The 13,082-nt window shown below is 64.3% G+C and carries 10 protein-coding genes; 8 read left to right on the top strand and 2 right to left on the bottom strand.

Annotated features, from left to right (window positions below; genetic code table 11):
• Positions 1-9 precede the first annotated feature (9 nt).
• The 3 genes from ABS769_RS05095 to ABS769_RS05085 all read left to right on the top strand — a co-directional run bounded on the left by ABS769_RS05095 (position 10) and on the right by ABS769_RS05085 (position 4,380).
• A complete protein-coding gene (locus tag ABS769_RS05095; RefSeq protein WP_317060586.1) occupies positions 10-2,418 on the top strand; it encodes a putative bifunctional diguanylate cyclase/phosphodiesterase in 2,409 nt (802 codons plus the stop codon).
• A 44-nt stretch (positions 2,419-2,462) separates the two neighbouring features.
• Positions 2,463-3,185 (top strand): pseudouridine synthase, encoded by a 723-nt coding sequence (locus ABS769_RS05090; protein WP_176341416.1) that lies wholly within the window; start codon positions 2,463-2,465, stop codon positions 3,183-3,185.
• A gap of 61 nt (positions 3,186-3,246) precedes the next feature.
• Positions 3,247-4,380 (top strand): GGDEF domain-containing protein, encoded by a 1,134-nt coding sequence (locus ABS769_RS05085; RefSeq protein ID WP_317060616.1) that lies wholly within the window; start codon positions 3,247-3,249, stop codon positions 4,378-4,380.
• Positions 4,381-4,495: 115 nt separating this feature from the next.
• Here the strand turns inward: ABS769_RS05085 and ABS769_RS05080 are convergent, their stop codons facing one another.
• A complete protein-coding gene (locus tag ABS769_RS05080; protein ID WP_317060584.1) occupies positions 4,496-5,443 on the bottom strand; it encodes a DMT family transporter in 948 nt (315 codons plus the stop codon).
• 109 nt (positions 5,444-5,552) lie between these two features.
• Positions 5,553-6,386: a DUF72 domain-containing protein gene (locus tag ABS769_RS05075; protein ID WP_317060583.1), complete on the bottom strand. Its 834-nt coding sequence runs from the start codon at positions 6,384-6,386 to the stop codon at positions 5,553-5,555.
• Positions 6,387-6,710: 324 nt separating this feature from the next.
• Here ABS769_RS05075 and rraA point away from each other — a divergent pair, with 324 nt between their 5' ends.
• From rraA to ABS769_RS05050, 5 genes are all read left to right on the top strand, one after another.
• Complete coding sequence (gene rraA / locus ABS769_RS05070) at positions 6,711-7,211, top strand: ribonuclease E activity regulator RraA (RefSeq protein ID WP_317060582.1); 501 nt, start codon at positions 6,711-6,713, stop codon at positions 7,209-7,211.
• A gap of 22 nt (positions 7,212-7,233) precedes the next feature.
• On the top strand, positions 7,234-8,817 hold the full coding sequence (locus ABS769_RS05065) for a serine hydrolase (RefSeq protein ID WP_317060581.1): 1,584 nt from the start codon (positions 7,234-7,236) through the stop codon (positions 8,815-8,817).
• Between the two features lie 200 nt (positions 8,818-9,017).
• Positions 9,018-10,589 carry a serine hydrolase gene (locus ABS769_RS05060; RefSeq protein WP_317060615.1) on the top strand — a complete coding sequence of 524 codons (1,572 nt, stop codon included), beginning with the start codon at positions 9,018-9,020 and terminating at the stop codon, positions 10,587-10,589.
• Between the two features lie 331 nt (positions 10,590-10,920).
• Positions 10,921-12,186, top strand: coding sequence for a cation:proton antiporter (locus ABS769_RS05055; protein WP_317060580.1), 1,266 nt, complete (start codon positions 10,921-10,923; stop codon positions 12,184-12,186).
• Between the two features lie 239 nt (positions 12,187-12,425).
• Positions 12,426-13,025 (top strand): plasmid pRiA4b ORF-3 family protein, encoded by a 600-nt coding sequence (locus ABS769_RS05050; protein ID WP_317060578.1) that lies wholly within the window; start codon positions 12,426-12,428, stop codon positions 13,023-13,025.
• Positions 13,026-13,082: the final 57 nt, after the last annotated feature.

The following is a 13,082-nucleotide window of genomic DNA, read 5'->3' as shown; positions in this document are numbered from 1 at the left end:
AGGATGGCGATGGCGCAGGCGGCACGCGGCAAAAGCGGTGGTCGGACCATGCACACGGTGCGCGGCTGGCTGACACTTCCCTTGGCATTGCTGATCGGTGTGGCTGTCGGCATGGCGATGCTCTCGGCGCTGATGATCGAGGTCCAGTCCGGCGCCACCGCCTGGATCGTCGGCCAAAGCCATTGGTCCAACGCCCAGCAGGAGTCGGTGTACTGGTTGGAGCGCTATCTGGTGAGCGGCGATCCGGCCGACCTGCAGGCCGCCTGTCGCGCACTGGAGGTGCCACTGGGCGATCGTGCGGCGCGTCAGGCGGTCGAACAGCCGGTGATCGACTGGGACGCGGTGTACGCCGGTCTGGCCGCAGGGCGCAATGCCCGCCAGGACATGCCGCAAATGGTACGGCTGTACCGCTACGGCCAGGTGTTTCCGTATCTGAGCGAGGCGATCGCGCTGTGGAAACACACCGACGCCGATATCCTGCAGCTGAGCGTACTGGCCGACAGGGCGGCATCGGCGCAAGCCACCAGCCGGCCCGATCCGCGCGCGCTGCAGAACCTGCGCGAGGACCTGCATCTGCTGGATGCGCGCATGCGCGGCGATGCCGAAAAATTTCAGGCCTTGCTGATCCGCTGCGCGCGACTGCTGCACGATGTGATGGTGTTCTGCAGCGTGGCCACCTTGCTGCTGGTGCTGACCACCTGCGTGCTGGCGATGCGCCGCATCCGCGATTATCTGCTCTCGCACGAGGGCCGCTTCCGCACTGCGTTTCAGCAGGCGGCGCTGGGCATGGTCAAGTTCGACCTGCGCGGTCGCGTGCTCGATGCAAACACCTCGATGGCCAACATCCTGCGCTACCGGCCCGAGGAACTACAGGCCTGCACGCTGGCCGAGGTGATGCATCCGGACGATATCGCGCTGGACAGCCGCGGCATGATCGACTGGCCCAGATTGATGCAGTCCGGCGAACTGCGCTTTCTGCGCGCCGACGGCGGAGTGATGTGGGGGCGCTGGAGCGCCTCGCTGGTGGAGCCGGGCCCGGAAGAACCGACGCTGGTGCTGGCGGTGATCGAAGATGTCTCGCATGCGCACGAGCTGGCCGACGAAGTGTCTTTCCACGCGCGCCACGATGCCTTGACCGGCTTGATCAATCGCCACGAGATCGAGCGCCGGCTGCTGCGCCTGATCGAACCACCGCAATCGCCGCAGCTGTGCCACGCGCTGTGTTTTGTGGACCTGGATCATTTCAAGCTGGTCAACGACACCTTCGGGCATGCGGTCGGCGACAAGTTCCTGTGCCATTTCGCCGATGTGATCACCATGCAGCTTCGCCCGGGCGATTGGCTGGGGCGGCTGGGTGGCGACGAGTTCGCGATCCTGCTGGCCAATACCGATCTGCTGCAGGCGCAGGCCTTGCTTACCCACATGCACGGCGTGCTCGGGCAGCCGTGGAGCCATCAGGGCGGCAAGCCGCTGACGCCCAGTTGCAGCTTTGGCGTGGTGGAAATCCGCCAGGGAGCCAGTGATCTCAACGCCTTGATGACCGCCGCCGATCTGGCCTGTTATGCGGCCAAGGAAGAAGGGCGCAACCGCATTCGCTGTTTCGACGAAAACGATCTGGCGCTGGCGCGGCGCCGCCACGACGGTGGCTGGATCAGCGCGGTGCAGCAGTCCATCGCCGAACAGCGGTTGCTGTTGTATGCGCAGAAAATCCAGGTGTTGAGCGACCCGGGACGCCTGCAGTACGAAGTGCTGGTGCGCATGCGCGCGCGCGACGGCCGCGTGCTGAGCCCGGGCGAATTCCTGCCTGCGGTGGAGCGCTATGGCCTGGGTCGCATGGTCGATGTGCATGTGCTGGAAACCTTGTGCGCACAATTGGCGGCCAACCCGCTGCATGTGGCGAGACTGGATCTTTGCCATGTGAATCTGTCGGCGCAATCGATCGCCCAGCCGGATTTTCTCGACTTCGTGTGCGCCTTGTTCGAGCGCTACCCCACGCTGGTGCCCAAGCTGTGCATGGAGATCACAGAGACCGCGGTCATCGGCAATCTGGAACAGGCGCAGCGCTTCGTGCAGAGCGTGCGGGCGCGTGGTTGCCATGTGGCGCTGGACGATTTCGGCAGCGGCCTGGCCTCGTTCGGCTATCTCAAACAGTTCACCGTGGACGTGCTGAAGATCGATTGCGGCTTCGTGCGCAATTACGCGCACGACGCGGTCGATCGCGCCGCAGTGCATTCGATCGCGCAGGTCGGCCTGGCGCTGGGGATCGAAGTGGTGGCCGAAGGGGTGGAGTCGGAGGCCGATATTGCCGGCCTGCGCGAGGCCGGCGTGGGCCAGGTGCAGGGTTTCAGCCTGCATCGCCCATGCCCTCTGGATGAGCTGGTGCAGGCCTCCCTGCCGTTGATGGCGGTGCCTGGATAGCGGCAACGGCTCACGATTGCCGATAAATCGCCGATAATCGGCAGATGACAACTCGACTCAACAAATACATCGCCGAAACCGGCTTCTGCTCCCGCCGTGAGGCCGATCGGCTGATCGGCGAACGCCGCGTCACAGTCAACGGCGTGCCTGCCGGCACCGGTGCGGTGGTGGGCGAGGAAGATACCGTGCTGGTGGACGGTCAGCCGTTGCGCACCCGCGCTGCCAGCAAGCCCGGTGGCCGCAAGCATGTGTACATTGCGCTCAACAAGCCGGTCGGCATCACCTGCACCACCGAAAGCTCGGTCAAGGGCAATATCGTCGAATTCGTCGGCCACGAGCAGCGCATCTTTCCGGTCGGCCGGCTCGACAAGGAGTCCGAGGGGCTGATCCTGATGACCAGCAACGGCAACATCGTCAACGAGATCCTGCGTGCGGAAAATCGCCACCAGAAGGAATATCTGGTGGCGGTCAACAAGCCGGTCACCGACGAATTCCTGCGTGGCATGGCACGCGGCGTGCGCATCCACAACGAGACCACGTTGCCGTGCCGCACCGCGCGGATTGCCAAGTTCGGCTTCCGCATCGTGCTGGAGCAGGGCTTGAATCGGCAGATCCGCCTGATGGCCTCCGAATTCGGCTACCGCGTGACCCAGTTGCGTCGGGTGCGCATCGACAACATCAAGCTGGCTGCGCTCAAGCCGGGGCAGTGGCGCAACCTCAGCGATGCGGAACTGCGCGGCTTGCTGCCGCAGCGCACCGAGTGGTGACGCCGCAAGGCATGGGCTGAACGGAAGCGACACGGTGTCTCGGGTGGTCCGGCGCACCCCGATAGTCGAGCTTGACGCGCTCGGTCATACTTTCGCTGCAAATAGCCAGCTGGGGAGCGGGCAGGTGATCAAACCGGAATTGCCGGACAACGAGGCCGAACGGCTCGCAGCGCTGCGCCAGTACGAGGTGCTGGATTCGCCGCCAGAGCGCGCGTTCGACGATCTCACCATGATCGCGTCCACGCTGTGCGAGACGCAGATGGCGGCCGTGGTGTTGGTGGACGAAGACCGCCAGTGGTTCAAGTCTGCGCATGGCGCGCCACGCGGCGAAGCGCCGCGCGACATCTCGTTCTGTGCGCACGCGATCCTGCGCCCGGATGAAGTGTTGATGGTCGACGACACCTTGCTCGACCCACGCTTCCACGACAACCCGATGGTGACCGGCACTTCTGCGGTGCGCTTCTACGCCGGTGCACCGTTGGTGACCAGCGAAGGGATGGCGCTGGGCTCGCTGTGCGTCTTCGACCAGACCCCGGCGCATCTGCGCGATGAGCAGCGGCAAGCTTTGCAGGCGTTATCGCGCCAGGCCTCGTATCTGCTGGAGTTGCGCCTGGCCGGCAAGCGCCTGCGTCAGCAGTTGCATGAGCGCGAATGGTACGAGCAGCAGATGGCCGGTTATTACGCGCAGATGGATGCGTTGAATGCGGACCTGGTCGAACAGACTCGTACCGATCCATTGACCGGCTTGCCCAACCGGCGTGCGTTTGCGGCTGCCTTGGCGGCGGCGACCGATCAGACGCGTGCGGCAGGCCAGCCGTTGTCGGTGGCGTTGCTGGACGTGGACCACTTCAAGACCGTCAACGACGTGCACGGCCACGACCAGGGCGATGTGGTGCTGCGTGAGCTCTCTGCGTTGCTGCGCGCGCATGTCGCCGGTGCCGGCACCATCGCGCGTTACGGCGGCGAGGAATTCGTATTGCTGCTGCCCAATGTGGATCTGCTGCAAGCGCGCGTGCAATGCGAATATCTGCGCCAGAGCGTGGCGGTGATGACGATCGCGCTGCCGGTGACGGTAAGCATCGGCGTGGCAACGCTGCATCCGCAGGAAAACGTGGAAGCGGTGATCAAGCGCGCCGACCAGGCCTTGTATGCGGCCAAGCGCGGCGGGCGCGATCAAGTGGTGGCGTTGGGGTAGGGCGGTGCTGCTGCGTGCGCCGATGCTTCATCGATAATGCCTGTCGCGGCCTGGGCCGCTCCTACGATGGTGTTCGATGGGAGTTGTCGATGCTCGGACGCACTGCGCTGCGCAGTCACTCGACGATGTTCTTCGCTTCGGCGGTGCCGAGCAGTTCCGGGTGCACGATCTTGCGCCGGCGTTCCAGCATGGGATGCAGGAACACCGCGCCGAGAATGATGGCCACGCCCAGGTAGAACTGCAGGGTCAGCTCGCGCTGTTCGCCCAGCAGCGCGATCGCCAGCACGATGGCGTAGACCGGTTCCAGGTTGGTCACCAGCTGCACCGAGTAGGCGCTGAGATGGCGCAAGGCCACCAGCGCCAGCGCAAACGGCAGCAAGGTGCAGGCCAGCGACAGCAGGAGCAGCAGCACGCCATCGTGCAGGCTGGGAATAATCAGCAGATTGCCATGCAACGACGGCAACAGCAGCGGCATTGCCGGTGCCAGCAAGGTCAGGGTCAGCGTGCCGGCGCCGAGTTCCAACGCGGTGACGGTGAGCGGGTCGGCATGCGTCACCATGCGTTTGTTGAGCGAGCCGAATAACCCGACAAATACTGCCGAAATCGCGCCAACCACCACGCCGGCACGCATGCCATCCGGCACGCCGCCGACCACCAGCGCCACGCCCGGCAACACCGCCAGCCCGAACAGCAATTCGCGCGGGCGGAACGGTCGCTGCGTCACCCAGGGCTCGATCACTGCGGTAAACACCGGCGCCAGCGCAATGCAGGTCGCTGCCACGGATGCATTGGCCAACTTGATCGCGCCGTAGAAGGTCAGCCAATGCAAGGCCACCAGTGCGCCGATGCCGCAATAGCCCAGCACCACCCGCCCAGACAGGCCGCGCAGCCCGCGCCACACCCGCGGCAACAACGCCAGCGCCACCACCACGATCAACATCCGCCACCACACCAACGGCAACGCTGGCAGCGTGATCAGCTTGCCCAGGATCGCGGTTATGCCCCAGAGCAGGACGCAGAAATGGATTTGCAGTTGCGCCTTGCGCAGATCGGTCGTGGGCATGCGCCATTGTCGCTTAATTCGTCATGCCGCCAAACACGCGCCGGTTGCGCGCCAACCACGTCGAGCGGCCATGCACGCGGGTTGCCGACGGCGGCACGCGCTGGCAGGACTAGCGCGAACCCAGCGTCTGCAGCAACGCCATCGCAGCAGCGGGATTACGCTCTTTCGCAGCACTGATGAAGAACACGAACACCTCGCGCGGTGTTGCGTTGGCTTGCGTCGCAGCATCGATGTGCGGCAGATCCGCCGGATCCTCGCCACGCCGCCAGGCCTGGATGCGCTCGGCCCAGCGCGCCAACGCCGGCGCCGGATAACCTGCAGCGAGACGCGCCTGGCTGCGCATCAAGCGCGCATAGACAAAATCGGTGGACAGGTCGGCAAAGGATGGATGCTCCTGCGAATCGGTGAACACCGTGGCCACGCCGTGCCGGCGCACCAATGCCAGTAGCGAGGCGTCCACCGCGTCGTGGTCGCGGATTTCCAGCACGTGCCGCAGCACGCGCTTGCCGGCGCGTTTGGGCAGCAGCGACAGAAAACCATCCAGGTCATCGGCCTGCAGGCGATGCCCCTGCTCGAACTGCCATACCAACGGACCGAGTGTTTCGCCAAGCTCGGCAATGCCACCGATGAAGTCTTCCACCTGCGCCTTGGTGCCCGCCAGCTTGCGCGATTGGGTGATACGGCGCGGGGCCTTTGCGGAGAACACGAATCCCGGCGGCACTTCGTCGCGCCACTTCGCGTACGTCGCCGGCTTTTGCGCGCCGTAGTAAGTGCCATTGATTTCGATTGCAGTGACGTGGCGGCTGGCGTATTCCAGCTCGCGCCGTTGCACCAACCCTTGCGGATAGAACATGCCCCCGCGCCACGGCGTATACACCCAACCGCCAATGCCGATATGGATGCCATCGAGCGCGGGCGGGGGTGCGTCAAATAGGTCGGTCATGGCGGGCTCCACAGTGGCGTAATGACAGCCACGTGTGCCCAGCTGCGGGCAGATCGAGGCATGCCTGGCTGGATGATAGCGTCGCTGGGCGTGCAGGGATGAAGGCCGCTGCGGCCAAGGACTGCTGGGCGCGCATGTGGCATGCACGGGTGATCAAGTTGGTCGGGTGACGTCACGCATCGTTGTGGCCATTCAAAAAAACGGCGCCGCGTACTTGCAAGGCGTAAGCGCCGCAGACACACCTTCTGCCTCCCAGCCGACCATCGGCTTACACGGACGCTGCCATGCCGCTACCATCGGATATCGCCGCTTGAGATCGCACCGATGACCTGGACCACGCCCGATCTGTGTGACCGCTTCCCCGAGGTGCATGTCGCCGAGCCGCTGTTCCGCCACTTCGGTGGGCGTGCGGCGTTTTACGGGCCAATTGCGACGGTGCGCTGTTTCGAGGACAACTCGCGCGTGCGCGAGCTGGCCGCCACGCCTGGTGATGGGCGGGTGCTGGTGGTGGACGGGCAGGGCTCGTTGAAGCACGCGTTGCTGGGCGACCAGATCGCCGCGCAGGCAGTGGCCAATGGCTGGGTCGGCGTGTTGATCCATGGCTGCGTGCGCGATGTGGAGATTCTCGCCACGCTGCCGCTGGGCGTGCTGGCGTTGGGCGCTTGCCCACGCCGCACCGAGCGGCGCGATCTGGGCGAGGTGGAGGTGCCGGTGAATTTCGCCGGGGTGGCGTTCGTGCCGGGTCATTGGCTGTACGCCGATGCCAACGGCGTGTTGGTGGCAGCGCTGCCGCTGTCGTTGGACAGTGCCGGCGGACCGATTTGATCGAGAAAATAAGGACGTGCTAGTGACCTTGAACCGATGGCTGAGTGGAGGCGTGCTGATGCTGGCAGGCGTGATGACGACAACGCAGGCAGCCGAGCTTCCCGCCGGAATGCAGCAGTTCGATGCGCAGATGGAGCGCGTGCGCAAACAGTTCGATGTGCCCGGGATTGCGGTGGCCATCGTCAAGGATGGACAGGTGGTACTGGAGCGCGGCTACGGCGTGCGCGAGATCGGCAAGCCCGCGCCGGTGCAGGCCGATACCTTGTTCGCCATCGCATCCAACACCAAGGCGTTCACTGCGGCCTCGTTGTCGATGCTGGCCGACGAGGGCAAGCTCTCGCTCGACGACAATGTCATCGATCATTTGCCGTGGTTTCGCATGTCCGACCCGTATGTCAGCGGCGAGATGCGCGTGCGCGATCTGCTTGCGCACCGCAGCGGGTTGAGCCTGGGCGCGGGCGATTTGCTGTTCTGGCCGACCACCAGCTACAGCACCGAAGAAGTCGTGCAGCGCTTGGCCAAGGTGCCGTTGAAAGGCGGTTTTCGCGACCGCTACGCCTACGACAACATTCTTTACGCAGTCGCGCAGAAGGTGATCGAGCAGGTCTCCGGGCAGAGCTATGCGGCGTTTCTGCAGCAACGCATCTTCGCACCGGTCGGCATGCGTGGGACGCGCTTCAATGCCGACCATCTGCAGCCCGGCGACAACGCGGCGGTGGGTCATGCCAAATACGACTTCACCGAGCTGCGCACGGTTGCGCCGTTGACCTGGTCCAATAACTCCGGTGCCGGCGGTATCTATTCCAGCGCGCACGACATGGCGCTATGGATGAAGCTGCAACTGGCCGCTGGCGCATTGCCCGATGGCACTGCGTTGTTCAGTGCCAAGCGTCAGCAGGACATGTGGTCGATGATCACGCCGATTGCGATCGCCGAGCCGGCGGTACCGGAGCTGGCCGCAGCGCGCCCCAATTTTGCCGGCTACGGTGAAGGCTGGAGCCTGAGCGATTATCGCGGGCATCGGCTGGTGTGGCACACCGGTGGCTGGCCGGGCATGGTGTCGCGGCTGACCCTGGTGCCCGACCAACACCTGGGCGTGGTGGTGCTGACCAATCAGGAAGTCGGTGCCGCGTTCAATGCGGTGACCTTGCAGGTGCTGGATGCGTTCTTGCAGGTGCCGGCCACCGACTGGACGGCCGCCTATGCCAAGGCGGTGGACAAGGCCGACAGCGATGCGGACACCAGCTGGAAGAAGCATCTGGACGCACGCGCGGCGCGCTCCGCGCCATCGTTGCCGCTGCGCAGTTATGCGGCGACCTATCGCGACCCGTGGTACGGCGATGTGGTGATTCGCCAGGACGGCAAGCGCTTGCGTCTGCAGTTTTCCAAGACCGCGCAGCTGATCGGCACGCTGGAGCACTGGCAGCACGATAGCTTCATCGTGCGCTGGGACGACCGCAGTTTGAATGCCGATGCCTTCGTCAATTTCGCATTGACTCCGGATGGCGCGGTGCGCGAAATGCGCATGGAGGCGATCTCGCCATTGACCGATTTCAGCTTCGATTTCCAGGATCTGGTGTTGACGCCGGTGGCAGATCTGCGCTGATCGCTGCCGACGGGGTCGAAACGAAGCCGTGGTGCGCAAACGGAACCCTCTGCCCGTGCATCTCCCAAGCCGCAGCTACCATTGGTTCTCGGACGTTTATGTCACCGGTCAGCGCCAGCTTGGGGAATCAATCGATGCAAACACAGCGAAGCATGACACTGACGACGTGGATGGTGTCGGCAGCGATCGCACTGGCAGGCATGAGCGCCAGCGGGGTCACCGCAGCGGTGGAGGCGGGCGCGTTGCCGGCCGGCATGCAGCAGTTCGATGCGCAGATGGAGCGCGTGCGCAAACAGTTCGATGTGCCCGGTATTGCGGTGGCCATCGTCAAGGATGGACAGGTGGTGCTGGAGCGCGGTTATGGCGTGCGCGAGATCGGCAAGCCTGCGCCCGTGCAGGCCGATACCTTGTTCGCCATCGGCTCCAACACCAAGGCGTTCACTGCCGCGTCGCTGTCGATCCTTGCCGACGAGGGCAAGCTCTCGCTCGACGACAAGGTCATCGACCATCTGCCGTGGTTCCGCATGTCCGACACCTACGTTACCGGGGAAATGCGCGTACGCGACCTGCTCGCGCACCGCAGCGGTTTGAGCCTGGGCGCCGGCGATCTGCTGTACTTTCCGGCCACCAGCTACACCACCGAGGAGGTGGTGCAACGGCTGGCGAAGGTGCCGCTCAAGGGCGGATTCCGCGACCGCTATGCCTACGACAACATCCTGTATGCGGTGGCGCAGAAGCTGGTTGAACAGGCATCCGGCATGTCGTATGCGGACTTCCTGCAGCAGCGCATCTTCGCGCCGGTCGGCATGCGTGGTACCCGCTTCAATGCCGATCATCTGCAGCCGGGCGATGTCGCTGCGGTGGCGCATGCCAAGTACGATTTCAGCAAACTGCGCACGGTTCCACCGATGACGCTGTCCAACAACTCCGGCGCCGCCGGCATCTATTCCAGCGCACACGACATGGCGTTGTGGATGAAGGTGCAGCTGGCCGGTGGCGCACTTGCCGACGGCAAACCGTTGTTCAGTCCCACGCGCCAGCGCGAGATGTGGTCGATGATCACCCCGATCAGCGTTCCCGAGCCGCGCGTGCCCGAACTTGCTGCGGCACGGCCCAACTTCGCCGGCTACGGCGAGGGCTGGATGGTCGGCGACTACCGCGGCCATCGGATGATCCTGCACACCGGCGCCATGCCAGGCATGTTCTCGCGGGTGACCATGCTGCCCGATCAAAAGCTGGGGGTGGTGGTACTGACCAACCAGGAGTCCGGGGAGGCATTCCAGGCAGTAACGCTGGAGGTGCTGGATGCGTTCTTGCAGGCACCGCCGACCGACTGGACTGCCGCCTATGCCAAGGCGGAGGGTATAGCGAAGGACAATGCGCAGGCCAGTTGGAAGACGCATCTCGATGCACGCGCTGCGCGCTCCACGCCGTCGTTGCCGCTGCGCAGTTATGCGGCGACCTATCGCGACCCGTGGTACGGCGATGTGGTGATCCGCCGGGACGGCAAGCGCCTGCGGATGCAGTTTTCCAAGACCGCGCAGTTGCTCGGCACGCTGGAGCACTGGCAACACGATACCTTCATCGTGCGCTGGGACGACCGCAGCTTGAATGCCGATGCCTTCGTCAATTTCGCACTGACCCCGGATGGCGCGGTGCGCGAGATGCGCATGGAGGCGATCTCGCCGCTGACCGATTTCAGTTTCGATTTTCAGGATCTGGTGTTGACGCCGGTGGCGGCAGGGCAGCCGGAGCAGCCGGGGCACAAGTGACTCATCATTCGTCCTGCAAGCGGGTCACGCTCACTGCACGGAGCGCGTAGTGGCCGGCGGCCACGGCAGCATCGGCGCAGCGTCCACCCTGTCCCCAACCGTTTGCAGTGCGTTGGGGTGCCATCTGCGCCGCAACGCGGACTGCGGTAGGTATTGATCACGGCGCGTGCCGGCAACCGAGCTCGGCGCGCGCGCATCACGTGGTGCTGCCTGCCGGAGCAGGCTGGCGTGCCGACGGCAGATGATGCCCGGGCGCCAGCGGCACGATGGCTATCGCCCGCCGGCACGGCTCGTTATGATCCCGACACTTTTCAGGGATGTTGCCGAACGCATGACCACTCCGCAGATGTCGGTGTATTTCTTCTTGCAGGCTGCAGTGATCTTGCTGATCTGCCGTCTGGTGGGTTTGTTGGCCAAGCGGGTGGGGCAGCCGCAAGTGGTGGGCGAGATGATTGCCGGCGTGGCGTTGGGCCCTTCGTTGTTCGGCATGTTGCTGCCGAATGTGCAAGCGGCGCTGTTTCCCAAGCAGACGCTGGACGTGCTCTACGTGCTGGCCCAGTTCGGCGTGGGGCTGTACATGTTCCTGGTCGGTACCGACTTCCGCAGCGATCATTTCCGCGCGCGCTATCGCAGCGCGATGAGCGTGTCGATGGCCGGTATCGCAGTGCCGTTCGCGCTGGCCTTTGCGATGTGTCCGTGGCTGATCAACGTGGATGGCTTGTTTTCGGAAAAAGCCAAGTTGACGGAAGCTTCGCTGTTTCTGGGCGCTGCCATTGCCATTACCGCCTTCCCGATGCTAGCGCGCATCATTCACGAGCGCGGTCTGACCAATAGCCCGTTGGGCACGCTGGCGTTGACGGCCGGCGCCTTCGACGATGCGGCGGCATGGTGCATTCTGGCGATCGTGTTGGCCAGTTTCGGCGGCAGTTGGGGTAGTGCGTATCTGGCCATCTGTGGTGGCGTGGCCTACGCGTTGTTCATGATTTTCGTCGGCCGCCATCTGCTGCGGCGGCTCGAAAATTACGTGGTGGCGGACCAGCCGCTGAGCAATGGCGTGTTGGCGGTGATCCTGATGCTGTTCTGCCTCAGCGCCTGGGCGATGGATGCGATCGGCATCCATGCAGTGTTTGGCGGCTTCCTGCTCGGCGTCTGCCTGCCCAGGGGCGCGTTGACCGAAAAACTGCGCGAGATGATGCAGCCGTTCGTGGTGGTGTTCCTGCTGCCGATGTTCTTCACCTATTCCGGTCTCAAGACCCAGCTCAGCGTGCTGCTGCAGCCGCAGATCATGCTGGCCGGCGTGGCGATTCTGGCGGCCTCGTTCATTGGCAAGGGATTGGCCTGCTGGGCCGCTGCACGGATCACCGGCGAGAACAATCGCGATGCGATGGCGATCGGGTCGCTGATGAATGCACGCGGTTTGATGGAGCTGATCATCATCAATATCGGCTTGCAGGCCGGCGTGATCGAGCAAGGCCTGTTCTCGGTGCTGGTGCTGATGGCGATCCTGTCCACGCTGATGGCCACGCCGCTGTTCAACTGGATCATGCGCCGCCACGCGCACGTGACCGATGCGGTGCCGAGTCTGCAGCAGCGCTGAGGTTGCTTCGCAGATTCTGTAGATGCAGGGACAAACTGGCGTCGCGCTGCGGTGGAATTACTTGATGCCGCCACGCTGCGAGGTACTGAAAGCGCGTCTGCCACCTGCGTGCGCTTGCTTGCGTCCTTGCATGCGTCATCGATATTGACCGCCTGCAATTGGGCGGCTGCAAGTATGCAGCGATGCAGCCGGTGGCACATCGCTGCATACTTGCACCGCAGACAGGTAGCCAAGACACGATGAGCAAGGCCAGAAAAAAGAAAGCCGCACAGCAGGTGGTGCAGGCACCCGTACCGGTGTATCAGTTGCATCTCGCGCTGGTGGGCAGCACGCCGCTGGTGTGGCGCCGATTGCTGGTGGCCGGGTCGCTGCGTCTGGCGACGCTGCATCGCGTGTTGCAACCGGTGATGGGCTGGAACGGTGCGCATCCGTACGAGTTCGACCTGGGCGGCGGCCGCTACGGCGAGTCCGGGCTGGATGTTCCCGATCGCCCACGGCTCAAGCATGCCGCCCGCGTCACGCTGGAAAGTGCGGTCGGCGAGCTGGAGTGGTTCGACTATTTCTACGGCAGCGGCGCGGGCTGGCAGCATCGCCTGCAGGTGGAGGCCATCCTGCCGCCGGATGCGGGCCTGGGTGGCGCCCGTTGTGTAGACGGCGCTAATGCCTGCCCGCCGGAAAACAGCGAAGGCATCGAGCACTACCTGGAGTTTCTGCAGATCATCGCCAACCCAGGCCATGCGCAACACGTGCAAGTGCTGGCGACGCTGGGTGGACGCTTCGATCCGGCGCATTTCGATCTGGACGAGGTCAACCGGTTGCTGGCACGTGTTCGCGACTAGACATGGCCAACAACCCGTAGCGAACCGTCATCCTTGATGACGCAGCCATCCAGCACC

It is taken from the genome of Xanthomonas hortorum, assembly GCF_040279205.1.
Taxonomy (GTDB): domain Bacteria; phylum Pseudomonadota; class Gammaproteobacteria; order Xanthomonadales; family Xanthomonadaceae; genus Xanthomonas; species Xanthomonas hortorum_F.
This window is presented reverse-complemented; position numbering and strand designations above follow the sequence as displayed.